The sequence below is a fragment of the Ulvibacterium marinum genome, assembly GCF_003626755.1.
GTDB lineage: Bacteria > Bacteroidota > Bacteroidia > Flavobacteriales > Flavobacteriaceae > Ulvibacterium > Ulvibacterium marinum.
In genome coordinates this window covers 290,480-316,003 of record NZ_RBCJ01000002.1, presented here as the reverse complement: position 1 = coordinate 316,003, position 25,524 = coordinate 290,480, and the positions used below count along the sequence as shown (strand labels likewise).

Genomic DNA, 25,524 nt, shown 5'->3' with positions numbered 1-25,524 from the left:
GACAACTGACAACTGACAACTGACAACTGACAACTGACAACTAAAATGAAAATATTAGCCAACGACGGAATAGCACAATCAGGAATCCAAGCTTTGGAAAGCGAGGGTTTTGAGGTATTGACCACCACTGTGGCCCAGGAACAATTGATTCCCTATATCAATGAAAATGAAATCATTGGGCTTTTGGTGCGAAGTGCCACCAAAGTACGAAAAGACCTTATTGATGCTTGTCCAAATTTAAAGTTAATCGGCCGTGGCGGTGTGGGAATGGACAATATTGATGTCGCTTACGCTAAGGAAAAGGGATTGTATGTAATCAATACCCCCGCTGCTTCTTCGGAATCCGTGGCAGAACTGGTGTTTGCCCATTTGTTTGGAGGGGTACGTTACTTGTACGATGCCAACAGGCAGATGCCCTTGGATGGGGACAGTAAATTTAAACAGCTTAAAAAATCCTATGCCGGAGGAACGGAGCTTAGGGGAAAGACCTTGGGAGTAATCGGTTTTGGGCGTATTGGCCGGGCTACCGCGAAAATCGCATTGGGCGTTGGTATGAAGGTCATTTATTTTGACCCCTTTTTGGAAAAGACTTCGCTGGAGGTTTCTTTTTTTGACGGTCAGTCCGTTTCTTTTGATTTAGCCTCCTTGTCCAAGGAAGAAGTATTGCAATCTTCGGATTTTATCACCCTTCATGTCCCGGCACAAAAAGAGTACGTAATTGGCCAAAAGGAATTTGCTATCATGAAAGATGGTGTTGGCATTGTAAATGCGGCACGTGGTGGTGTGGTGGATGAAGTGGCTCTGGTGGATGCTCTGGAAAATGGGAAAATCTCCTTTGCCGGATTGGATGTTTTCGAATCCGAGCCCAATCCGGAAATTAAGATTTTGATGCATCCAAAAATTTCGTTGACCCCACATATTGGAGCGGCAACGGGAGAAGCCCAAGATCGAATCGGAACCGAATTGGCCTCGCAGATAATTTCGTTGTTGAAGTAGGTTTATTTTCCAGTAGGACTGTTAGATTAGTACAGTTTTTGTACATTACCCCTCCATTTTAAAATTAACTATAACATGTCTGGATTATTAGATTTACTAAACAGCCCAATGGGCAAACAATTAATTAATGGCGTGGCCGGGCAAACCGGACAAGCAGAAAGTAAGACCGCCGATGTACTTAGCATGGCGATGCCCCTTCTATTGGGAGCGATGAAGAAAAACGCGTCTTCCCCTCAGGGAGCGGAAGGCCTAATGAATGCACTATCCAATAAGCATAATGGTAGTATCCTGGATGATCTGGGAGGTCTCTTTGGAGGAGGTGTAGACCAATCCGTAATGGATGACGGCGCGGGGATTTTGGGCCACGTACTCGGAAACAAACAACCGCAGGTAGAAAATGCCTTAAGCCAAAAATCCGGTTTGGATGCAGGTACCATAGCCAGTATTCTTAAAATTGCGGCCCCAATCGTTATGGGTTACTTAGGTAGGGAACGTAACAATGGTAATGTTAGCGATGCCAATGGAATAAACAGTTTATTGGGAAGTATGTTGGGCGGTCAACCGCAACAAAACCAAAGTTTGATCATGAGCCTAATTGATGCGGATGGTGATGGTAGTGTATTGGACGATGTGGCCGGTATGGTTATGGGAAGCAATAAAAAAAGTGGTGGACTTGGAGGATTATTGGGAGGCCTCTTCAGAAAATAGCTCTGACCACCTTAACCTTATTTAACAAAAGTCGCTGGTCCATACGAGCGACTTTTTTGTATCTTTTTGATTAGGTAATAGAAGGCTAGACTATGAATAAAATAATTTTTCAAATTGGAATACTGCTATTTCTTTTTGGCTTGGCTTTTAATAGTTGTAAAAGCTCCAAGGAGGCCCTTGAGATTACGGATAAGGAAAGGATTGCTTTTAGCGAAACAGTCGGTGATACCATAGAAATAAAAAGCGATGCCACGGAATATGAAATAATTATCATAGAACCTGGATTTAATTTTTGGCTTAATAGTATCGCAAGACCAAAGGGATTTTACTCCCAACCCTATTTGGAAAACCGTAATCAGATATTAGTAATCAATTGGAATCAAAGAGTATTGCAGCCCCTGCGCTTTAATCCGAACCTGTATGAACTCCAGATAAACTATGATCCAAATATAGATTATGGATACGATGTAAATTTTAAATTATATAATTATTTCATTTATTTTCAACGCAAATATAACCAGCGTTTAGGCCCTTGGCTGCCTCGGATTTAAGGATTATATTTGTCCCATATCCGAGATAAATGGAGAAATTAAAAAAGCGCTGGGGTATTGATTCCAATTTCCAGTTGCTGATAATTTTTATTGTATTTGCCATTACAGGCTCTGCAGCTGCTAAACTTGCGGACCCCCTTACAAGTTTTATTGGCTTTCAGCAGGAAACAACAAATCCTTGGATATATTGGACGCTACGCATTCTACTGATTTTTCCTGTCTATCAAGTTTTGTTGGTAGTTTTCGGATGGCTGTTCGGACAGTTTAAATTCTTCTGGAATTTTGAAAAGAAAATGTTGGTGCGCCTTGGACTGGGTTTTCTTTTTAAATAATTATGGTTTCTTTAACTATACTATAGCATCGCATTGGATTAATTTTGTCGATTATGGCCAGGGATTATAATATTTGGTTATTCGCTTTTTTTGCGGCCTTATTGTTTATTAAGGTATCTGCTATACATGTGTATTCCCATGCAGAGGACGGTCATGACCAAATTGAGACCTGTGAACACTGTGAGTTAGCGATCGAAAATGAAAATAACGAGTTGGTCTCGCCCCTATCGCTTAATTTGGATATATCCAATTTTGACTTCTTCTTGGATAAGCCTAATTATAATTCCTATATTTCACCCATTTTAAAAGGTGTTTTAGCAAAAGAATACGGTAGGCCTCCACCAGGTATGGTTTAGATTCACTAAAGCTTCCCTTTCTATTTGGTCGAAGTCATTTCTAAACGATATGGATTACTCATGAGACTTTTGTTTACGGTACTGTTAATTACAGTATCATTCTTTAAAATAGTGGCGCAGGATTGCTCTAATACCCTATCAGGTACGGTTATTGATTTTCATGACGGTATGCCCCTGGTGGGAGCCATGGTTCAAATTTCAGGTGATACGAGCATAACCTACACCGATAATGAAGGACGGTATCAATTGAATTCACTTTGTATGGGATCGCTGGAATTAGAGGTATCCCATGAAGCCTGTGTTACCCAATTTATTAGGGTAGACATCAATAAAGCCAATACAGTCCTGGACGTTAAACTGGAGCATCATCTGGAAGAGCTGGATGAGGTAAAAGTGGTAGGGGATGCCATCATCAACAAGACGAATTCCGCGCAGGAAGAGGTTTTAAGGCAACAAACCCTTGATCAGTTCAGTAGCCAAAGTTTGGGGGATGCATTAAGGCAGCTGGGAGGGGTCTCCTCTTTGAACACCGGGGCCAACATCGTAAAACCGGCCATACACGGACTAAATGGAAGCCGTGTTTTAATCTTGAACAATGGGGTTCGTATGCAGGACATGGAATGGGGGGATGAGCATGCACCAAATGTAGATATCAATTCTTCCGGTTCCATTTCCGTGATCAAGGGTGCTGCGGCTCTGCAATATGGAGGCGATGCCATTGGTGGCGTAATTCTTATGGAACAGGCTCGGATTCCTGCAAAGGACACCCTTTTTGGGAAAACACTGTTGAACGGATTATCCAATGGCAGGGGTGGTAATATCACTTCGGAGCTAACCAAGGTCTTTGATAAAGGTTGGTTTCTAAAGGGACAAGGTTCCTACAAACTCCTAGGTGATCAGGAAGCTCCAGACTATATCCTATCTAACACCGGTATACGGGAAGTAGGTGCATCCCTTCGGTTTGGAAAGCAATTGTTCACTTGGGGTTGGGACGTAAACTACTCTTATTATAATGCAGAAATTGCTATCCTTAGGGCATCCCATATTGGTAATGTCGATGATTTAATACGGGGCATAAATAGTGGCGAACCAGAAATCATAAGGCCCTTTACCTACGATCTTCAAAATCCAAGACAAGAAGTCTTCCACCATTTAGGGAAATTAAAGTTCTACAAACGTTTTGAGGGACTGGGGAAATTAAATTTTCAATACGATGTCCAAGTAAACCGTAGATTTGAATTTGATGTACGCCGTGGTGAGTCGGATGATAGGGCTTCCATTGACTTGGAATTGACAACGCATACCGTGGGTGCAGATTTTAAATGGGATGCAAAACGCAAGTCTCAATTGCACGTTGGGGTTTTGGGTAGATATCAGGATAATTTTGCCAATCCGGATACCGGGGTCAGACGTTTGATACCCGATTATGAAAAGTATGATCTAGGTTGTTTTTTGATCGGTGAATACCAAATTACGGATAAGGTAATGCTTGATGCCGGCCTCCGTTACGATTATACAAGAATCGATGCCCAAAAATTCTATCAGACATCTCGCTGGGAAGAAAGGGGATACGATCAGGAATTCCCGGATTTTATCGTTGAAAATGCAGGCAATCAAATACTTACCAATCCCGTGTTTGACTATCACAACTTTTCGGCCACAACCGGTCTACAATACTTTGGCGGAAATCAAAATGTTTTTCGGTTTAACTACGCCCTTTCACAACGTGCGCCCAATCCTTCGGAACTGTTCAGTGATGGCTTACATCATTCCGCAGCGAGGATTGAGTTGGGCGATTTGAGAATCGATAGTGAAACGTCGCATAAACTTTCTATGTCCCTGGAAAGGGATTTTGAGCGTTGGGGCTTCACCCTGGAACCCTATGTCAATTACATTAGGAATTTTATTCTACTGGAACCCAACGGAGTAGAGTTTACCATACGAGGTGCATTTCCGGTGTGGGGCTATCGCCAGACCAATGCTAGATTATTGGGACTTGACGCTAGTGCATATGTGGATTGGACCGACCATTGGAGATCGGAACATCAATTTTCCTTGGTCAAAGGCAAGGATATGGAAAACGATTTGGCCCTTATCAATATACCAGCGGCCAATTTTAGGAACAAGCTAAAGTTTACCCAACCGGAATGGCGGGATTTTGAAATTTCCCTGGAAAGCAATTATGTATTCCGGCAAAACGAGTTTCCACCGAATATCATGGTTTTCTCTCCGGAACAACAACAAGAGCTGTTACTGGAAATAAATACGCCTCCAGAAGCTTACCATATTTTAGCCCTCAATTCGAAAATAGAATTTCCTCTTGGGAAGTCTACCAAACTCACCACGGGGCTTACGATAAACAATGTATTGAATACCAATTATAGGGATTACCTAAATCGTCAGCGTTTTTTCGCTGACGATTTAGGCCGAAATTTCATTTTGCAATTGAAACTAAACTATTGATCCACAGCGTTTCAATTTTTTCCTGTTTGTTAGTACACAAACGGCTCTATTTCCTGTTCCAAAGACATGTGCCAAGGCAGAACAATAGGTGTTGCTAGTCTTTCTCACGGTTTTTTCGTCCAAAGAATCCATATAGGAACTGACCCAAAAATCCCTTGGGTATATTCTCGTCTCCCACAAACCCCAAGGGTATCGATCCACTATCCTCAGGGACGTAATTGCTCTTAAAGAGGTAATCCCATATACTTAGGCTAATCCCAAAATTCACTCCGTATTTGCCCGCAGGCAAGGTATAGGCATGATGATACAAATGCATAACCGGATTGTTGAAGACATACTTTAAGGGGCCCCAGGTTAGTTTTATGTTGGCATGGTTTAAGTGACCGATACTAATAGCAGCGAAATGGACGATATATGCTTGTTCCGGCTCAAAACCGCCTAAAACCATTATCCCAAAAGTTTTTAAAGGCTTGTATAGAATGTTCTCCATCCAATGATATCGCATATGGGCCGCGAAACCCATTTCCTTGACGCTATGGTGTATTTTATGGAATTGCCATAGAAAGCTATACCTGTGCAAAAGGATATGGGTAAACCATTGCACAAAATCCAATACAACGAAAAAGATCAATAATTGGGCCCATAAGGGCAAGGCATTTAAATGAAATACAGTTAAATCTTTAATTGAAATTCCTAAGTCTATAAAAATCAATTCCAGTACTTTATAAAATCCACTTATAGCAATAGAAAAAACAAAAAAGTTGAAAAAGATATAAAAAGCATCCAACCAAAAATCCTTTCTGAAAATGGATTGCTCTTTACGCCAAGGAAATAGAATCTCAAGTAGCCATACTAAAAGGGATATAACGATTATACCCCAAAAGAAATTGGTATACCAGGGAACTTCAAATTTAATGGATTTCCAGGTCCATTCCAGAGTTCCCAAAAAGGAGTTTATAAATGCATCTCCATACTTTGCCATACTGTTGATCATGTAGCCAACGGTTCAACCGGGTTTATTTATTCTTCCAATACATACCATTCCGTAACTTCCAAATTTTCCCTCCTACCCTTTTCCACCGGAGCATAATTAGTGGCTAGATATTCTAAAATAATGGGTTCGTTCTCACCCAAATCCCATAGGTTTTGGGTCTTTTGCATCCAACGGATGGTGGAGAGCCAACCTTCTTTGGTCATACGGTTTTGGGTTACAAGTTGTGCCGAATGACAAGGGGTGCAATTTATAATCGTCTCCCGCAAACCCGGTGCTTGAATAAAGCCTGAAACCGAATCAATACTTTTTTCCAATTGGTCTACTTCCCTTGCCTCCGTAGGATCAGAATATTCAGGATTGTCTTTTGATGCATTTTCATCCTCATAAAGGTAGAATGCGGCAATAGCAGTAATGAGGGCCATAACACTAATAACAATCAATATACGATAGAGTCTTCGAGCACGCTTTCTATATGTTTTATGCGCATTTCCCATCAAATCACTTTTATGGCAATCCTATGACAAGCGTTGTTCAGATAACCCTTTGGATTCCAACCCGGGAGCAGCATGGGCTGGGAAGTACCTTTGGAATCCGTAGCCCTGGCCCATATCTCATAGTAACCCTTTTTTGGGAAATCGATGTTTGCAGAAAAATGCTGCCATGCCAGCCGATTTATAGGATTTTCCAAAATACAGGTTTTCCAAGTGGATCCAAAGTCAATGGAGTATTCCATTTTTTTTACTTCCAATTCCCCCGCCCAAGCATGGCCTCGGATATTCAATTTTTTTCCTTCGGAAATCATTGCCCCGGATTTTGGGTAGGTGATCAATGATTTTATAGGCATGGACTCAATGATGCACATATCTCCATCGGCCACTTTTGCACCCGGTGCTACTGGACTGCAAGGAACCCTATACGAGCTACCTCCCATTTTGGGGCCGTCATGTACTATATTTCTAATACTTAAACGGTTTATCCATTTACCTGAGGTGGAAGCCGGCCATCCACCTGCTACCAAACGCAGCGGATAACCGTGAACCAAAGGAATATCCTTTCCGTTCATGGCAAAGGCCAATAGTGTCTCGTCCTGCATTGCCTTGCGAATAGGCACACCTCTTGAAATTGGTTCTTTTTCTGGATTTCGGCTTAAATGAATATCGGCCGCATGATATCCCAAATACACCGCGTCATCCTTTATACCAACATCTTTCAGAACATCCCTAAGCCTTACCCCCGTCCATTCAGCACAGGAAACAGCACCAATGGTCCATTGATTTCCCTTTGCCGGGGGATTGAATTCACTTCTTCCATTTCCCCCGCATTCCAAGGTCAATTGATAGGTATGATGCTGGAATTTGGATTTCAAATCCTGTAAGGAGTAACTTTTGATTTGTTTGACCGATTCTCCATCCACCGTTAAAACCCAATTTTCTACATCAACGTCCTCCGGAATCAATCCATTGTTGCGAATAAACATGTATTTGGAAGGAGTTACCTTATCATCCAGTAAATGGGCTTGTGCTTCCATATTCCAGGGTTTGTCGTTCAAAACTACCATTGCACTGTCCTTATCGAATAGCTTAAAAGGATCCGGGTCCTGAAACGAAAGTGGTTGATACCCTTTCGGCATAACCGAACCGAAAACAATATCCCCGCCTACAATTCCTGTCATTGCGGCCAAAGTGGTCTTTTTAACAAACTTTCTCCTATTCATGGATTCATTTTATTTCGGAATGCCTAAAGTTAGGATTTTTACCGTTGGGAAAGGTAACCTGGATTACATCATGGCGTCAATATATGTAGAAGAAATGCCTATCTTTACTTAACATTGGATTGGTAGAACATTATTTCCTTTATTTGGTTTCAATTACCTTTCGTTTCCCCTTTCCTTTAAAAACATAAGTGTAAAACCACATGATGGTAAATGAGGGAATAATATCCATTCCAGGTACTATTTCCTCCACAAAATTGAATACGGCAGCAGCCTGGCCAATTTTCCCCTTGTATATCCGGGTCATAAGCCAAGCGGAAATTGGAGCCCAAATAATATCGGTGAAATCACCGATCAAGGGTATGGTAAACGAAAGCATTCCTATACCATCAAATAGTAATCCTAAAAGTAGTGTATTGTATTTTTTATCCTTGGTTTTTGACATGACTTAAAAATAAACATTACTTACTCTAAAGCAATAAGGATGCCAAGGAAAATGTAGTTCCAAAAAGCCATTTTGTTTTTGAGGTCAGGCTATATATCAGGAAAGACTGGAACTGATCAGTTTTAAGAACTCGTTCCTAGTTTCCTCATTCTTAAAGGATCCCCGAAACCCGGAAGTAGTGGTAACCGAGTTTTGTTTTTGGACTCCTCGCATCATCATACACATATGGGCGGCCTCGATAACAACAGCCACTCCCTGGGGTTTTAAGGTATCATTAATACAATCCAAAACCTGTTCGGTGAGACGCTCCTGGACCTGTAGCCTACGTGCAAAAACATCCACGATTCGAGGAAGCTTGCTCAAGCCAACAATATGCCCATTAGGAATATAGGCAATATGCGCCTTCCCAAAAAAGGGAAGCATATGATGCTCACATAACGAGTAGATTTCGATGTCCTTTACAATAACCATTTCGTTATAGGATTCCTTGAACATGGCACTCTTAAGAATAGCAGCCGCATCCTGTTTGTAACCTTGGGTGAGGAACAACATGGCCTTGGCCGCCCTTTCCGGGGTTTTTACCAGACCTTCACGATCGACATCCTCGCCGATTTCCGAAATAATCTTGGAAAAACGCTCTTTAACATCGTTTGTGATTTCCAAGTTGTATTCCTCTAAATTTTGATAAGGTGCCATAGCTTTATTTATTTTTGTTCAATACTATTTTCAAAAGTATGAACAAAACCATTTTTTATAAGTCTAAAACCGCAAATTAACGTATTATTAGCGTACCAAAAATAAAAAGTTCTGCCAACTAATGTCCTCTTCGTAGTTCGAAAGCTTCTTTATTAAGTTTCTCCGGCTTTTGCATTGTTAGGGTTAATGTTTACTTTCGAGCAGTGTTAAGATGTTATACATGATCAAAGCCGTCCAAATTCAAAAGTCTTATGGGAAACTCCAAGTTTTAAAAGGAGTTGATATTAGCATACATAAAGGCGAAATTGTTTCCATAGTGGGTGCCTCCGGTGCAGGTAAAACGACATTATTGCAAATATTGGGGACTTTGGACGAGCAATCCAACAAGAAGGACAGCGAACTCTTAATCAATGGGGTGGACACCACAAACCTTTCGGATAAGGAACTGGCCAAATTCCGTAATGAACATATTGGTTTTATTTTTCAGTTTCATCAACTCCTTCCCGAGTTTACCGCGATTGAAAACGTTTGTATTCCGGCATTCATTAAAAACACGCCCAAGGCCACAGCCGAAAAAAAAGCCAAAGAACTTTTGGATTTTCTTGGACTTTCCGACAGATACCATCATAAACCGAATGAACTTTCTGGAGGCGAGCAACAGCGTGTGGCCGTAGCCAGGGCCCTTGTTAATGACCCGTCCATTATTTTTGCGGATGAGCCCAGTGGAAACTTGGATTCGGAAAGTGCGGATAATCTGCACAAATTATTTTTTGAGCTTCGCGATAAATTTGGGCAGACCTTTGTAATCGTTACCCATAACAAGGAACTTGCGGATATGGCCGATCGCAAACTTACTATGGTGGATGGGCGGATAACAGATTCCCAAAAAGCTGTGCTTTCAGAATAAGTGAACACAGGTCGATTGCCCAAAATCCCGACCCAATTGATTTTCTATGCTCCTCGAACTTCTCATCTTCTTAAAGTATCCCACGTACCGAACGGATGAAAACAGGGATTTTAAGTATCGGGCTGGCGTATTCTTTCAGTTATTGGGCCTTTCCCTTGCCGTTAGTTTTATCCTAGGTTGGTTGATCGGTGGAATTCAGGTTATTTTTGACCTGGATTTTGGAAAACATGCGGTTGATAATTTCTTTGAACGCTATTCTCTTTTGCTGGTATTGCTAGGAGCTGTAATGGTAGCCCCTGTTCTGGAAGAACTTATTTTCAGGGCACCTTTGAGCCTTTTTAAACAAAAAAGAACGTTTCCTTTGATATTCTATGCCTTTACACTGACTTTTGGGTTCTATCATATAACCAATTTTGAAATGCGCCAGACCACCATTTTACTTGCGCCTGTTCTTGTCGCGCCCCAATTGGTTGTGGGCACTATTTTAGGATATATTCGAATACGATTTGGCCTCGTTTGGGCAATAGCACTACACGCTTGTTATAACCTGATTTTAGTGGTGCCAGTGCTGCTATATAAAACGCTTGACATCCCTTTAGAATGAACAAAACCGAATTAAAGGAGTTTTTGGATACCAAGGTGGATTACTATAACCACCCTCGATTTTTGGAAACAGATCCCCTTCAAATCCCCCATAGATTCTCTCGGAAGGAGGATATTGAAATCTGTGGGTTCCTAACGGCGACAATAGCTTGGGGAAATCGTAAAAGTATCATCAACAACGCCACCACGATGATGGAGCTTCTTGACAATGCCCCGGCCGACTTTGTAAAGAATCACCAAGAAGATGATTTGGAAAAGCTATCCGGTTTTGTCCATAGGACCTTCAACGGAACTGATTTCATCTATTTCATAAGGGGTCTTCAAAATATCTATCGGCAATATGGTGGGCTCGAAAGTATATTCGTCAAAAGTGCCGGACCAGATTCACTGCAATCGGCCATATCCGCTTTGAAACAGGTTTTCTTTGAACTCCCCCATCTAAACCGAACCACAAAACACATTAGCGATCCTAAAAAGGGTTCCGCCGCAAAGCGCATTAATATGTTCCTTAGATGGATGGTGAGGAACAATAGTACAGGAGTAGATTTTGGGTTATGGAAAACCCTAAGTCCGTCACAGTTGTCCTGTCCTTTGGATGTGCATTCCGGCAATGTGGCCCGGAAACTGGGGCTATTGACCCGTAAACAAAATAATGCAAAAGCCGTTTTTGAATTGGATCAAAACCTCCGCGGGTTGGATCCCCTAGATCCCGTGAAATATGATTTCGCGCTTTTTGGACTAGGGGTCTTTGAAAAGTTTTAGGACGAAAGGGCTTCTAAAATTTCTTGGGGCAACAAAACCTTGTCTATGATGTGGATAACCCCGTTCAATACTTCTGCATCCGGAGAAGTTACATTGGCGGGATTACCGGTCTTGTCCAAAATGGATACGCCGCCATTTACATTGATTATCAATTCCTCCCCCTGTAAGGTAGTAGCGGTCTGACCGTTGCTTAACTGTCCTGAAGTCAATTTTGTACCCTCAATAAAATGATAGGACAAGATAGTCGCCAAGATTTCTAAGTCCTCGGCGGTGTCAAAATCTGCCAGGGAATCATAACCGTCCAAAGAAGCGAAAAGATTCAAAAAGGCCTGATTGGTAGGTAGGAAAAATGTGAATTCTTCATGCAACACTTCCTGGGAAAGTTCATGATAACGGACCAACAGACATTGTGCATAGTCCAAATCATCTTGATCTAAATCCAAGGAATCAACAAAAGCCAGTACAGCCTTGGTGGCCTCTGTGGCAATTGTTTCGACAACAGACTGTGGCACAAGAACCCGGTCTATGGTATGTATAACACCGTTTTGTGCCGGAATATCGGTGGTAATGAAATTCACTGGAAAACCTGTGGCATCGACCAATCCAAATCCCCCATCAGTAGCAACGATTTCCAGGGAATTTCCTTCGGACAAGGTATCCGCGGTGCTGATTCCAAGATCAGCTGAAGTGACAATTCCGGGAAGCACATGATACAATAGCACCTCGCGCAATAGGTTTATTTCAAATTCGGAATCAAAGTCCTCTATCCCGCTCAAACCCTCTCCTAAAAACGCCAATAACCCAAAAAGCGCATCGTCCGAAGGAGCAAAAACCGTGAACGGTCCGTCTTGTCCCAAAGTTTCTAAAAGTCCAGTGAGTTCCAAAGCCTCTTTTAAAAAGGAAAAGCCTTCGGTTTCCTCTACCAATTCGGCAATATTCTTGGCGCTGTTATCTCCTGAAAGACCCAGTAAATCATATATTTCTTGGGGAATGAGAATTTTATCAATACTATGGACAATGCCATTGGACGCCTCCTTATCCACCTCGATTATATTGGCGTCGGTATCCGAGGCATCCCCAATGACAAAGGTCTCTCCAGAAGCAATTACCTCAATACTGTTATCCGTAAACAATGTAGGAACCATCCCCGGAGCTAATTCGTCGGAAGTGATATTCCCCATTACTACATGGTATAGCAAGATTTGTTCCAGTATTTGAAGTTCAATACTATTGTCAAAATCATCAAAGCTGTTATAATCGTCACCCAAGAGATCAAATAGTTCCTCTATGGCAGTGTTGGATGGTGCAAACACCGTAAACGGTCCTTCTGCATTAAGGGCATCAACCAAATTGGCTTTTACTAAGGCATCTCGAAGCAGGGATAAGTCATCCGTCTCGCTGACCAATTCCACTAGGGAAGGTTTGGGGTACAATTGATCTAGTACTGCTTGTGGCAAAAGGACTTTATCAACAATGTGCACCACACCGTTGGAAGCTTCATTATCGGCCCCTACTACTTCTGCATCCTCATCGGTCTTATCCTGAACAAGTACGGTGGCATCAACTTTGATGGTTAATTCCTCTGTTTGAAGGGTTTCCAAGACCGTACCGTCCGAAAGTGCGTCGGAAAATGCCGAAGTACCCCCGACTACATGGTATTTTAAGATTTCGGCCAATAGTTCCTTTTCGGCCGCTTCATCAAAATCCTCCAATTTTTCAAATCCTTCCAACTGGCTCAATAGTGCCTTAAAAGCATCATTGGTCGGCGCAAAAACCGTGTTTGTGCCCTCTTCCGAAAGTGCTTCTACCAAACCTGCATCAGCTTGCCCCAAAGCCTCCACCAAATATTCCAAAACATCCACGGATTGAGCGAGTTCTACAAGATTGGGCAAGGTCTCTTCTTGATTTTCCCCATCATTCATTGCATCCCCATTACCGTCCGAGTCAACCGGATCATCATCATTTTTGCTACATGCAAAAACCAGAAGGGATAAAAATAGAGGGATTGCTAAGCGCCAGGGATTAGAAATTGTGTGGGTTCTTTTCATTTTTCAGTGTTCTTAAATTTTCCTTGAAATTAAGGGTTTACCGACCCTTTAATGTCAATCAAGCTTTAACTATATGTTAGGTATTCTTTAATTTTTGGTGCTGTTTTTCAAAATAGATTACAAGGTATTGTCAGGTTCGGTATAGACTTCGGCTTGGGGCACACTGGTGTCAGTCAATGTCTTCATAAAAGCAATGATTGCATTTTGCTCCTTTGGGGTCAGATTCAACTCTTCAAACGGTAGCGTCTGATATTCCAAATCGAAGCCCATTCCTCCTCCCCCACCTTTGTTGTAGAAATCCATGACCTCTTCCAAAGTCCGGTATACCCCATTGTGCATATAGGGAGCGGTAAGTTCGGCATTACGAACTGTGGGTGTTTTGAACATTCCCCGATGCACCTCCAGCTTTTGTTCGTGTCGCCAATAAAACCCCAGATCATCATCCAATTGTTGGTTCGCCGTTGTTTCCGGCACTCCGATTACTTCTTTTTCATGATCGCTGAAAAATGGCGGTACGGTACCATTGGTCAAAGGGATAAAATGGCATGTAGCACAAAGTGCCTTGCCCATGTACAAGTTGAAGCCCAGTTTTTCTTCTTCCGTTAATGTATCTTCCTCTCCCCTAATGTTTCTATCAAACTTGGAATTGAAGCCATTTAATGTTGAAATATAGGACGAAATAGCACGGATAATTTCAGTATTCCTGCCGGAAATACCGCCATACGCTTGCTTAAAAAGGGAAATATAGGTGGTGTCCATCAAAATTTCAGTCGAAAATTGATGTACGGAGCTATCAAACTCTTTGTCGTTTGTGAATACCGAAGTAATCTGGTCCAAAAGGTTCGGGGAACGGCCGTCCCAAAAGAAGCTCTTTTGAAAGGCGGAATTAATTAATGTCGGCGTATTTCGTTCTAATGGATTTCCATCTTTATCATAATTTACCACCAAACCATCTGCCCAGGCTTTACCGGGGTTATGACAGCTAACACAGGCCATTTTACCATTTTCTGAGAGGTTGGGGTCAAAAAACAACTTTTTACCTAGCGCAATTCTTTTATCGGTTGGGTTTCTATTGATCGGAGGGGTAAAAAACTCGATATTAAAAGAATTGTCCTCAAAAAAAGTGGGGGCGTCAAAATTAAAGGGTTTGTTGTTCACAGGTTCCCAAATATCTGCTGTTTTCCTAATCCGTACCCAGTTTCGAGTAATAGGATTCATGTAATCCCGTATGAAAGTGAAACGATCAAAGGAATTGAAATCCAGGTTCCCGCTTATGAAGTTTTGTGCTTTTTTTACGTTTTGCAAGAAGTTGGCATTCAATTTTGGGTCGTTTTTCAAAATGAGTTGTTGAATACTTAACTCATAAGTCTCTTTTAGACTTTCCAAGGAAACTACGGTTTCCTGAAGCCCCAATAAACTTACGGGAGTATCAAATCCCGAAATACTTAAACTAATGATCCGCATCAATTGTTGGTGGGTGGCAATAAAAAAACGTTGTGCGGTTACTTCCCGATTCTTTACGCCATTCATAAGATTTTTAAGAAGTCCCTTCATAATTGAAATTTCCTCCTTATAACGCTCTTCGGTCTCCTCACCATCATAAATACTCTCCTCCAATTTCTGTAACCCTATTGGCAGTAGCACGCGTTGTGTGTCATCGGTCACAATGGGCAAAGCCGGTCCATTGGCCCTATGGCCAACTTCGGGATTCAAGTAGGAGGCATAGGGTTCGGCCTGTTTGAATTCTCTTCTGATTTCCGTGAAGACTTCCTGTGTTCTATCCCCGGTCATGGGAAGACTGTCTAAAGTGTCCAGCAGGGAATATGCTGTTACAATGTGACCCAAATAATAATCTTGTACGGGTTTCCAGTCAATTCCGTCTTCAGCTAAGTAAGCTACAGTTGATTTTGGATTTTGTTTGCACCCAAAAAAAACTGCCAGTATAAAAATTGAAAGCAATAATCTATCCATTTCAGCAATTTTTTGAATAACGAAAAGACCTCCATTGTGCAATGGAGGTCTTTATTTCTCTTCGTTTGTACTTATCTGGGTAACCCTCGTAGAATAACGATTTGCCCTCCTTGATTATCCTCCCTTGCGAAACCACCTGGTTCAAATTCGGGACGTGTTTCAAAATTGTGCCCATCTACATTTTTGAAATCATCACTTTGCCAGTAATGAGGCTGTAGATTCAATAAAAACGTGTTGGGTTCCCCAACTTTATCGGAGATATCTTCCAAAGCACCATATTCGCCACTAAAGCCAGTACTTCCAGTTGGATCCAAATCCTGACGTACTACAAATTCCAACACTTCCTTGATATTGTTTCCGCTTAAATCGGACTGATAAATATACGCCGAGTGACCTCTAGAGAACGAGTTTGGATCTTCTTGAACATATACAAAGTTTTCGGTTACGGTAATGTTGTCCGGACTCTGTAAAGTGGCCAAGTTACCATCCATATTATTGGTATCCGTATTACCGGAAATTATCTGGGTTAGTTTACCACTCATCGGTGAATCCACATCCAATTCTAACTTGTAAACCGTACCCCAATCGTTATAGGTACCTCTTCCCGGGCCTCTTCCGGTAACGGCAAAGAATATGTTCCTATTAGCAGCGGAATCTCCTTTTTGGTAATCCACATCCTCAACACGCATAAAAGCGGTAGCTTGTACGGCCACACAAGCATCTTCCATTTCATCCTTTGTTAAGGCTTCTCCATCTTCAATTTCTACAAACTCAACGTCATAGGTTTCACCAAATACCAAGTTGCTTTCATTATAAAGTACACCAGGTTCTACATCCATGGCGACAGGATTACCATCAGCATCTACCTCTCCGGAATCCACTTGCTTTAAACGAAGTACATACACTTTTCCCCCGGTTAAATCTGCGTCACCATTTTCCGAGTAATACAAGGTAACCTGTCCCTCCGAACCGCTGGAGTCATCATCTCCGCCAATAATAACGGTCTTGCCTATGTAAGCTCCCTGAGGCAATGGTACGGCGTTTTCCCAAGCGAACTCACCCAAAGCATCCAATCCAAAATCCGCTGTTGGTGTAGGAACGGCTTGATAGGGATCTATCCCCTTTACATCATAGTTAAAGCTTTCGGAGGCAGAAAGGTATAAATCCCTGCTTCCACCATGAATATTGGCCTCCCACATAGTTCCCGAACACTGGCGTGCAAAATCTGCAACACCGGAATTCAACATCCACTGTCCACCCGTTGGTGTCAAGTATTTGTCCAATTCTATTCTAGCAACTGCATAATCGTCCTCCGCATTTACCAAATACAGGTAACCATCGCTATTTGGATCTGCCACAAAACCGGCTCCATCCGCAGCACCCACAAATCGAAAGCCATCTTCCAAAACATCTGTTGAGCTAATTAACGAATATGCATCTACAAAATTGAATTGGGGTTTTAAGGCGACAAGGGGTTCCAAACTTGATTTGTTTTCAAATATTGTTCCCATAGGCTCGTCATCACTACCACCGCCATCTCCAATGAAATCATCCAATCTGTCACAGGACGAAAAGGCAATGATTCCGGTACATAGCAATACATTTTTAAGTGTTCTCATGTTGTTTTAAAGTTTTTAGTGTTATTATTCTGTATCAAAGGTATCGGTCGAGTTTGCAAAACATGTTAACTGAGATTGGTGATTGTTTTAGCATAACTTTAACCTTGTGTTAAAGTGGTTAACTTAGTGTTACTATTTAGGATAAGTCTAATTAAGGATTTCTCTATCGAGAATGATTGAGCGTTTCCCACTGATTAGGAAACCTGGAAGAGACGTTATATGTGTAGGAAATCTCGGGGAGTTGAGACACAAGGAGAGGTGTACCGTTCTGCATTCATTGCAACGACGGAGTATTCCATTTCATAAGAATGGAAAAGCAACTCAGGTATTTTAAGTATTTGGTTCTTTGCTTGGTTAAATATTCTTTTTCACTATTCCCATATCACCTAAATCCAGGGGCATACGCTTTCCTCCTTCGGCAATGGATTTGTAAATAGCCTCTACAATGATCATATCCCGTTTGCCCATTTCCCCTGGGGCCACATTTGGGGTACCCATTAGAATATGTTTGGCAAAATCATCCATTTGTACTTTTTGTTGACTTTGGTGCGGATACTTAATTTCATTTCCTTCCGATGTCCTACCGGATATTGGTCCATAACTATGACATGGATTAAGTTCCACCCATCCTTTTTCAAAGGAAACAAAAAGACGGTTGGCACTGGCATTATGAGATGTGAACATGTGGCCGACGGTCCCATCCGGAAATTCCATTTGGGCAGTAATCGATTCATCGGTATCCTTGAAGTATTCGGGACGAGTGCTGAATTCCTGGGCAGAAATCGAAATGGGATTGAGTCCAACACCATATATATTGCTCTGCACGGAATATACCCCCATATTCATTAAGGCGCCTCCTCCGGATAGCGATCGATCCAAACGCCATTGCTCCGGATTGCCTCTGGAAATGTAGCCGGCATCGGAGGACACGTACATCACTTTCCCAAATGGTTTTTCGCTAACCAGTCGTTTGATCTCATTGGTATAGGGATCCGATTGCATGCGATACCCCACACTTAGTTTTACTCCGGACTTCTTGCAGGCATCAATAATGGCATCGCATTCCTCCACATTCATGGCCATGGGTTTTTCACAAATAACATGTTTACCTGCCCTGGCCGCTCGAATACTGAAGTCAGCATGCATACTATTCGGTAGAACCACGTATACAATATCTATGGAATCATTTTTGGCAATTGAATCAAAGTTTTCGTAGTTGTAGACATTTTCCTTGGGTATGCCATATTTTTCCATCCAAACTTTTTCCTTTTCGGGGGTGCCTGTAACAATACCCGCCAAATAACAATGTTCGGCATCCTGAAGCCCAGGGGCCAATTGGTAGGTACTATAGCTACCCAACCCTACAAGAGCGATACCCAATTTCTTTTTATTCTGTGCTCCACCCATGGCACAGGCTAAGGGAATTCCACTAAGTAGGGCCGTTCCGGCTATGCCCTGGGATAATTTGGTGTTGAAAGTTCTTCTATTCATGTCTTTTGAGTTTCAATTGCTTGTGCCTTAAAAATATAAATAAACCACCCAAATAATTCTATCTCATGTAAAATTTATAAATGGCACTTAAAGAAATTGCTTTTCGATTAAAACAACTATTTTAGTACTTATCAAGATATGAAACGGCGAGAAGGCCGATTATTAGACGTTTTATGCAGATTAAATCCTTTATGCGGACCCTTACGCTTATTCATAGTTCTCTAACCATGGGGCTCATAGCCTTCACCCTGTTCGTCTACTTTCAAAACCCTTCCTTTACTGTAGGGACGGATTCCAAAGACCCATACGTTTACATTGTCCCCACGATCGCTATTCTAGGTTATTTTTTGAGCAAGTTTTTGTTCCAAAAACAACTACAAAATATTCATCCAAAAGATACTCTGACCACCAAATTAACCCGATATCAAACCGCTTCCCTTATACAATATGCCCTCTTAGAAGGATCTGCCCTTTTTGCTTTGGTCATTTACTATACCTATGGAAATGCATTGTACCTTGTAATAGGTCTTTCATTATTAGCCTATATGATTGCGCTAAGACCCAAAATGAATAGATTGATAAAAGCATTACCTTTAAAGCAAGCAGAGGAGCAACAATTGAAACAAAGCGAATACTATAAAAAGTGAACATTGGAGAATACAACAAGAAGAAAATTCATTAAAACGACTACACAGGCCTTGGGAGCCCTACCTTTCTTACACCCCCTACAAACTTTATCGCAAATACCGGATAAATTAGACGATACGTTTCCCGTATATCTATTTTCAAAACACCTTCAGTTTTTAAACTATCGTACGGCTGGCGAAAAAGCTGCGGAAATGGGTTTTGCAGGACTAGATCTTACCGTTAGACCTGGAGGTCATGTTCTTCCGGAAAATGTGGCTGAGGATTTACCCAAGGCGATAGAAGAAATAAAAAAAGGAGGTTCAAATTGTCATTTGATGACAACGGCGATCGACGATGCAAATGACCCCTTGGATGCCGAAGTCTTAAAGGTCGCCTCACAACAGGGTATCACCCATTATCGTTGTAATTGGTTCCGATATGATGAAAGCCAACCCATGCCCGATACACTTAAGGAACATACACAGACCATCAAATCCCTCAGTGAGTTGAATCGATCCTTAGGTTTAAAAGGCTGTTATCAGAATCACTCGGGCACCTGGGTAGGGGCTTCCATTTGGGAAATCAAAACCCTGTTGGAAGGAGCTGACAAAGAGTATTTTGGAGCACAATATGACATAAGGCATGCGATGGTAGAGGGTGGTCTTTCTTGGGAAAATGGTCTAAGACTTATTAAGGACCACATTAAGTCCATCGCTTTAAAAGATTATAAATGGGAAAATGTTGGGGGTCGTTGGAAGGTCGTAAACGTTCCTTTAGGTGAAGGAATGGTAGATTTTAAAAAGTATTTCAGCCTTTTAAAAGAATATAAGATCAATGTTCCGGTTATTCTGCATGCAGAATATCCATTGGGTGGTGCCTCACATGGAAAATCGGAGATTTCGGTCTCTCCAGAAGTTGTATACACCGCCCTGAAAAAAGACTTGAAAAAAGCAGAACAACTATGGGGAGAGGCTTAATATTTGGTATCGTAACCTATTGTATACTGTTGATCGTTGCCTGCTCAACACCCCCTAAGCCAAATTGGGACGGAAAAAATTATTTGGCTCAAGTACAATTGGATTCGTCTGTATTACTGGTAACCGAAGTGGCCAAAAATCTTGAAGTGCCCTGGGATTTGGTACCTGGTCCGGATGGATGGTTATATTTTACAGAACAAAAAGGCACTATAAATAGAGTTGATATTGCCACCGGCGAAATTCAAAATTTGGCCGTTTTGGATGATGTATTCTACCGAAAATCATCAGGATTGTTTAGTATGGCCCTACACCCGAGTTTTGAAACGGATCCTTTCCTTTATGTTCATTATACCGTATCAGAAAAGGACAATAATTTTCTAGATATTATTTCTTCTAAAATTATGCGGTATTCTTTGGAAGGGGACAGTCTGGTGGACCCAAAACTTATTTTAAAGGATATCCCTGGAAACACGTATCACAATGGAAGTCGTATGCTAATTTTTCAGGACAAGCTATGGATCGGCACCGGAGATGTTGGGGATACCCGAACCGTTCAGCATATTGAAACCTTAAACGGAAAGGTTTTGCGCCTCAATCTTGATGGAAGTATTCCAGATGACAATCCATACCCAAACAATCCTACCTGGAGCACCGGTCATAGAAATATTCACGGTATAACCATTGGGAATGGCAAGCTATATGCTTCCGAGCATGGTCCGAACAACGATGATGAAGTTAACCTTATACAAAAAGGTTCAAATTATGGTTGGCCGGACATCCATGGTTTTATCGACTTGGAAAACGAAAAGGCCTATGCCAAGGATTCGGTTACCCAAGAGCCTCTAATGGCATGGACACCGACCATTGCCACAGCAGGACTGGAATATTATGACAGTGATCAAATTCCCGAATGGAAAAACAGTTTGCTATTGACCACCCTAAAAGGTCGTTCCTTTCGGGTTTTGTCATTAAATGCAGAGGGTGATAAAATCAATGAAGAGCATCTCTTTTTCCAAAAATTCTTAGGAAGATTGCGTGATGTAGCGGTTGGTAAGCAGGGTGAGATTTATCTGGCCACAAGCAATATGGATTGGCACCAGGGGCATCAGCCTTGGTTATATGATTCTTTGCCCAAATCCAATGGTGATCGTATCATTAAGATACAAATAGCCGATGAAGGTATACAACGGCAATTGGCAGCTTTAGAAAAACCCATCGAATTAAAAGAAGAACTTACCGCAATTAGTTTAAGTCCAGAAATTTACAGATCTATTACGTCCAATGATGATTTGGACAACGGCGCCAAACTCTATGGTACGCATTGTGCTGCCTGTCATGCCCCGAATGGCAAGGGAAATGTTGGGCAGATTCCACCTTTGGTGGATAGTGAATGGGTATCCGGCAACGTGGCCAGACTCATAGATGTTACCTTGGGAGGCCTTAATCACCCTATACAAGTGAATGGTGTTTCCTATCAAGGAGAAATGCCTGCCTATAAAAATTTAGAGGATAACGAAATAAGGGATATTTTAAATTATATTCGAACGGAATTTGGAAAAACCAAAGGAAATATTATCGCTGCGGATATCGCACATCAACGCAAAGGTTTGGAGTAATACATGAAATCTATGAAAAATAGTATTATAATGATGGTCCTGTTTGGAATTATGACATCGGTAAACGCCCAAGATTGGCCAGATTTGAATCATTTTAAAGAAGCGAACGAAAAATTGGCAGCTCCTACAGAAGAAGAGAACCGGGTAGTTTTTATGGGCAACTCCATAACCATTGGATGGCTCAAGACGCGCCCAGATTTTTTTGAAGGCAAACCATATATCAACAGGGGGATCAGCGGTCAGACCACACCTCAGATGCTCTTACGTTTTCGGCAGGATGTCATTGAATTAAAGCCCAAAGTAGTGGTAATCTTGGCTGGGACAAACGATATTGCAGGGAATACCGGACCATCTACATTGGATATGATATCCGATAATATCATTTCCATGGCCGAACTGGCAAGGGCCAACGGCATTAAAGTAGTGCTCTCCTCTACCCTGCCCGCCTATGACTATCCTTGGAAGCCGGGAATGGAACCGGCAAAGAAAATTGTTGCACTCAACCAGATGATCAAGACCTATGCGGAACTTAACAATATCATTTATCTGGATTATTTTTCCGCCATGGCGGATGAACGTAACGGCTTGCCCGAGAAATATGCGCATGATGGCGTACATCCCACGGCAGAGGGCTATAAGGTTATGGAACCCATTGTAGAAATTGCTATTTCAGAAGCTTTAAATTCAGGAGAATGAGCAGCATATCTCAAAAGTGGATGGGTCTGATACTGTTATTTTCTATTACCTCCTTGATATCGGCTCATGATAACAATATGGAATTGAAAGAAATTGGGAAAGCCCAAAAACCGTTACGAATCGGCGTGGTGGGACTGGTCCATACCCATGTACACTGGATTCTGGGGAGGGAAAAATTGGGCGACATCGAAATTGTGGGAATTGTAGAGCCCAACAGGGAACTCGCCCAAAGATATGCCGACCAGCATGGATATTCCATGGATATTGTTTTTGATTCCTTGGATGAAATGGTTAAAGCGGTACAACCTGAAGCCGTAACCGCATTCAATTCAATTTATGACCATTTGGATACTGTGAAATATTGCGCTCCGTTGGGCATGCATGTAATGGTAGAAAAACCCTTGGCCGTAAGTTGGGAACATGCCCAAGAAATGATCGCCCTGGCCAAAAAACATGAAATTCATTTACTTACCAATTATGAAACCTCTTGGTATGGCAGTAATTATAAAGCCTATGACCTTGTTCATACTGAGGGAAAAATTGGGAATATCCGTCGAATGGTTTTCCATACAGGCCATTTTGGTCCCATTGAAATAGGATGCAATCCTGAGTTTTTGGAATGGCTTACGGATCCCGTTTTGAATGGTGGAGGTGCCCTTACCGATTTTGGTTGCTATGGTGCCAATCTGGCGACTTGGTTCATGAAAGGACAAGAGCCGGAATCCGTTACTTGTATCACCCAACAATTGAAACCTAATTTGTATCCAAAAGTGGATGATGATGCCACAATAGTTTTGGACTATCCCGAAAACCAAGTCATTATTCAAGCTTCTTGGAATTGGCCACATCATGTAAAGGATATGGAAATTTATGGAACTACAGGTTATGTGATTTGCAAAAATGCAAGTGCCATGGAAATCATGACAGGGAGAAAACAAGAGTCAAGCGCTTTGGAGGCAGAACCGCTTCCACAAGGCTTCCATGACCCTTTTGCGTTGTTGCAAAAAGTGGTTCAGGAGAACCACCAACTACCGGCATACGATGTCTCATCATTGGAAAACAATAAACGGGTAATGCAAATACTGGAAGCCGCAAAGCGTTCCGCAGAGACCCATAAAACCATTATTTGGAAAGATATGTTTCCTGAGGCGGCCATGCGTAATTGAGAATCTGGCAAAGAAAGCCAAGGCCCAACAAAACAAAACCAATGGGAGAAACTGCTGAAAACGATAAATCAGTATCCGTTAAGAACCTTAACTCGCCTGAAGATAACAAGTGGGATACGATTGTCATTGGTTCTGGAGCCGGTGGTCTGGCTACGGGAATTTGTTTGGCCAGGGCCGGACAAAAGGTATTGGTATTGGAGCAGCACGATGTTCCCGGTGGATGGTGCCATAGTTTTTATTTGGATGGACATCGATTTACGCCGGGAGTACATTATGTAGGGCTTTTGGCAGAGGGTGAGGCCACCAATGATTTGTATAGAGGTCTGGGCATAGCCAATGACCTAGTGTTCTTTAGGATGAATCCCGATGCCTATGAGCATGCCTGGATCGGGGAAGAACGTTTTGACTTTCCCTCAAATCTCGAACAATTGATCGATCGCCTTACGGAGCGTTTTCCGGAAGAAAGGAAATCCATTCACACCTATCTAAACCTAGTGCGCAATGTAAGTGTACAAATCTATTCCCTACCCTATTTCAAAGGCTTTTGGCAGAAGCTGACCATTCCCTACAAAACTAGGCATATGGGCAAATATGGGCTTTTTAGTCTAAGAAAAGTCATCAATTGGCATATCAAAAATCCGTTACTCAAAAACATCCTGAACATCCAATGTGGGGACCATGGCCTTCAACCTAAAAAAGCGGCTTTCCCCCTACATTGTGCCTTAATGAGCCACTACTTTAATGGGGCTTATTATCCCATGGGCGGTGGTGGTGCCTTGATAAAGGCCATGACCAATGCATTGAAAAAACATGGAGGCCACCTACAGACTGGCACAACCGTAAATCGGATTTTAACCCAGGGTGAAAGGAAAAAGCGTGCAATAGGGGTAGCATTGGAAAACGGTCAACTCCTCTACGCCAATACCATAGTTTCCAATGCGGATCCCGGAATTACCTACTTGAATCTGGTTGGTAAGGAAAATCTGAGTTCCAAACTTCAAAAAAAACTGTCCAAGACCAAATACTCCTGCACATCGTTAATGCTTTTTTTGACCGTAGATATGGATTTGCGCAAGGCCGGTCTTGATTCTGGCAATATTTGGTTGATGCCCAACAAGGATACAGACGATCTTTATGATGACCTTATGACCCCTAATCTTTCTAATGGAGAGGCCTTTGAAGCCATGTTCATTAGCTGTACCTCCTTAAAAGATCCCGCTAGTTATGACGGCAAGCACCATACTATTGAGGCCATAACGTTAATCGACTATAGCACTTTTGAAAAATACAAGGAAGAGACGGAACCTAGGTCCGAGGGCTATATCAAGTTCAAGGAAATACTTTCCCAAAAGATGCTCAATGGCCTTTCACGGGCCATCCCTGGAGTCCGGGATCATATAGTACAAATGGAGTTGGGAACACCCATCACCAATGAATATTACATTAATACTACCCGTGGCAATGTCTATGGAACCGAAAAAAGCCTCAGGCACATTGGCCCTTTTGCTTTTAAGGCAAAAAGCGAAATTGAAAATCTGTATTTGTGCGGGGCAAGTATCCTATCCCATGGTGTAGCAGGTGCGTCCCATTCCGGGGTAGATACTGCTGCCACTATTTTGGGATGTGAAGCGGATGAACTAAAAAAGCCACAAGACGATCAATACCTAAGGATTTATGAAGCGGAAAACCCGGTCGATTATCCTGATTGGATGTTGAAGAAAATAGAAGTAAAGAGAGCTAGGGCAATTTCTAAAATGGCTCAGGAATCCGTATAGCCCTATTTATCGGA

The 25,524-nt window shown here is 42.0% G+C and carries 24 protein-coding genes; 15 read left to right on the top strand and 9 right to left on the bottom strand.

The window, feature by feature from the left end:
* Positions 1-45: 45 nt before the first annotated feature.
* The 6 genes from D7Z94_RS08405 (at position 46) to D7Z94_RS08380 (ending at position 5,406) form a co-directional block, all read left to right on the top strand.
* Positions 46-996 (top strand): D-2-hydroxyacid dehydrogenase, encoded by a 951-nt coding sequence (locus D7Z94_RS08405; protein WP_120711121.1) that lies wholly within the window; start codon positions 46-48, stop codon positions 994-996.
* Between the two features lie 75 nt (positions 997-1,071).
* Positions 1,072-1,704: a DUF937 domain-containing protein gene (locus D7Z94_RS08400; protein WP_120711120.1), complete on the top strand. Its 633-nt coding sequence runs from the start codon at positions 1,072-1,074 to the stop codon at positions 1,702-1,704.
* Positions 1,705-1,796: 92 nt separating this feature from the next.
* Positions 1,797-2,255, top strand: a complete 459-nt coding sequence (locus tag D7Z94_RS08395; protein WP_120711119.1) for a DUF6146 family protein — start codon at positions 1,797-1,799, stop codon at positions 2,253-2,255.
* A 29-nt stretch (positions 2,256-2,284) separates the two neighbouring features.
* Positions 2,285-2,587: a DUF6787 family protein gene (locus tag D7Z94_RS08390; protein WP_120711118.1), complete on the top strand. Its 303-nt coding sequence runs from the start codon at positions 2,285-2,287 to the stop codon at positions 2,585-2,587.
* Between the two features lie 53 nt (positions 2,588-2,640).
* Positions 2,641-2,943 (top strand): hypothetical protein, encoded by a 303-nt coding sequence (locus D7Z94_RS08385; protein ID WP_120711117.1) that lies wholly within the window; start codon positions 2,641-2,643, stop codon positions 2,941-2,943.
* Between the two features lie 60 nt (positions 2,944-3,003).
* Positions 3,004-5,406: a TonB-dependent receptor gene (locus tag D7Z94_RS08380; protein ID WP_120711116.1), complete on the top strand. Its 2,403-nt coding sequence runs from the start codon at positions 3,004-3,006 to the stop codon at positions 5,404-5,406.
* Between the two features lie 94 nt (positions 5,407-5,500).
* Here D7Z94_RS08380 and D7Z94_RS08375 read toward each other — a convergent pair whose 3' ends face one another.
* The 5 genes from D7Z94_RS08375 to folE form a co-directional block, all read right to left on the bottom strand.
* Entirely contained in the window at positions 5,501-6,388 is an 888-nt protein-coding gene (locus tag D7Z94_RS08375) for a sterol desaturase family protein (protein WP_120711990.1), read from the bottom strand.
* Positions 6,389-6,426: 38 nt separating this feature from the next.
* On the bottom strand, positions 6,427-6,894 hold the full coding sequence (locus tag D7Z94_RS25845; protein ID WP_211341771.1) for a monoheme cytochrome C: 468 nt from the start codon (positions 6,892-6,894) through the stop codon (positions 6,427-6,429).
* Positions 6,894-8,114, bottom strand: coding sequence for a sulfite oxidase (locus D7Z94_RS08365; RefSeq protein WP_120711115.1), 1,221 nt, complete (start codon positions 8,112-8,114; stop codon positions 6,894-6,896). Before D7Z94_RS08365 ends, D7Z94_RS25845 begins: the two co-directional genes overlap by 1 nt.
* Before the next feature lie 139 nt (positions 8,115-8,253).
* Positions 8,254-8,556 carry a hypothetical protein gene (locus D7Z94_RS08360; RefSeq protein ID WP_120711114.1) on the bottom strand — a complete coding sequence of 101 codons (303 nt, stop codon included), beginning with the start codon at positions 8,554-8,556 and terminating at the stop codon, positions 8,254-8,256.
* A gap of 96 nt (positions 8,557-8,652) precedes the next feature.
* Positions 8,653-9,252, bottom strand: coding sequence for a GTP cyclohydrolase I FolE (folE, locus tag D7Z94_RS08355; protein WP_120711113.1), 600 nt, complete (start codon positions 9,250-9,252; stop codon positions 8,653-8,655).
* 220 nt (positions 9,253-9,472) lie between these two features.
* Here folE and D7Z94_RS08350 point away from each other — a divergent pair, with 220 nt between their 5' ends.
* From D7Z94_RS08350 to D7Z94_RS08340, 3 genes are read left to right on the top strand one after another with little or no spacing between them, the layout of a single operon-like run.
* The gene (locus D7Z94_RS08350; protein ID WP_120711112.1) at positions 9,473-10,159 is read left to right on the top strand and encodes an ABC transporter ATP-binding protein; all 687 of its coding nucleotides are present in this window, start codon (positions 9,473-9,475) and stop codon (positions 10,157-10,159) included.
* Positions 10,160-10,205: 46 nt separating this feature from the next.
* Positions 10,206-10,763, top strand: a complete 558-nt coding sequence (locus tag D7Z94_RS08345) for a CPBP family intramembrane glutamic endopeptidase (protein WP_120711111.1) — start codon at positions 10,206-10,208, stop codon at positions 10,761-10,763.
* A complete protein-coding gene (locus D7Z94_RS08340; protein ID WP_120711110.1) occupies positions 10,760-11,524 on the top strand; it encodes a TIGR02757 family protein in 765 nt (254 codons plus the stop codon). The genes D7Z94_RS08345 and D7Z94_RS08340 overlap by 4 nt, the downstream gene beginning before the upstream one ends.
* Here the strand turns inward: D7Z94_RS08340 and D7Z94_RS08335 are convergent.
* The 4 genes from D7Z94_RS08335 to D7Z94_RS08320 form a co-directional block, all read right to left on the bottom strand.
* Positions 11,521-13,572, bottom strand: coding sequence for a fasciclin domain-containing protein (locus D7Z94_RS08335; protein WP_120711109.1), 2,052 nt, complete (start codon positions 13,570-13,572; stop codon positions 11,521-11,523). The two genes, D7Z94_RS08340 and D7Z94_RS08335, sit on opposite strands and share 4 nt — an antisense overlap.
* A 117-nt stretch (positions 13,573-13,689) precedes the next feature.
* Entirely contained in the window at positions 13,690-15,543 is a 1,854-nt protein-coding gene (locus D7Z94_RS08330; RefSeq protein WP_120711108.1) for a cytochrome-c peroxidase, read from the bottom strand.
* Positions 15,544-15,614: 71 nt separating this feature from the next.
* Positions 15,615-17,162, bottom strand: a complete 1,548-nt coding sequence (locus D7Z94_RS08325) for a PhoX family protein (protein WP_120711107.1) — start codon at positions 17,160-17,162, stop codon at positions 15,615-15,617.
* A 354-nt stretch (positions 17,163-17,516) separates the two neighbouring features.
* Positions 17,517-18,653 carry a Gfo/Idh/MocA family protein gene (locus D7Z94_RS08320; RefSeq protein ID WP_120711106.1) on the bottom strand — a complete coding sequence of 379 codons (1,137 nt, stop codon included), beginning with the start codon at positions 18,651-18,653 and terminating at the stop codon, positions 17,517-17,519.
* A gap of 173 nt (positions 18,654-18,826) precedes the next feature.
* On the opposite strand from D7Z94_RS08320, the gene D7Z94_RS08315 reads away from it, so the two are divergent.
* From D7Z94_RS08315 to D7Z94_RS08290, 6 genes are read left to right on the top strand one after another with little or no spacing between them, the layout of a single operon-like run.
* Complete coding sequence (locus tag D7Z94_RS08315) at positions 18,827-19,300, top strand: hypothetical protein (protein ID WP_120711105.1); 474 nt, start codon at positions 18,827-18,829, stop codon at positions 19,298-19,300.
* Positions 19,301-19,303: 3 nt separating this feature from the next.
* On the top strand, positions 19,304-20,257 hold the full coding sequence (locus D7Z94_RS08310) for a sugar phosphate isomerase/epimerase family protein (protein WP_120711104.1): 954 nt from the start codon (positions 19,304-19,306) through the stop codon (positions 20,255-20,257).
* Positions 20,242-21,873, top strand: a complete 1,632-nt coding sequence (locus D7Z94_RS08305; protein WP_120711103.1) for a PQQ-dependent sugar dehydrogenase — start codon at positions 20,242-20,244, stop codon at positions 21,871-21,873. Before D7Z94_RS08310 ends, D7Z94_RS08305 begins: the two co-directional genes overlap by 16 nt.
* A 12-nt stretch (positions 21,874-21,885) precedes the next feature.
* Positions 21,886-22,569 carry an SGNH/GDSL hydrolase family protein gene (locus D7Z94_RS08300; RefSeq protein WP_120711102.1) on the top strand — a complete coding sequence of 228 codons (684 nt, stop codon included), beginning with the start codon at positions 21,886-21,888 and terminating at the stop codon, positions 22,567-22,569.
* Positions 22,566-23,735, top strand: a complete 1,170-nt coding sequence (locus tag D7Z94_RS08295) for a Gfo/Idh/MocA family protein (RefSeq protein WP_211341770.1) — start codon at positions 22,566-22,568, stop codon at positions 23,733-23,735. Before D7Z94_RS08300 ends, D7Z94_RS08295 begins: the two co-directional genes overlap by 4 nt.
* Before the next feature lie 41 nt (positions 23,736-23,776).
* The gene (locus D7Z94_RS08290; protein ID WP_120711988.1) at positions 23,777-25,510 is read left to right on the top strand and encodes a phytoene desaturase family protein; all 1,734 of its coding nucleotides are present in this window, start codon (positions 23,777-23,779) and stop codon (positions 25,508-25,510) included.
* Positions 25,511-25,524: the final 14 nt, after the last annotated feature.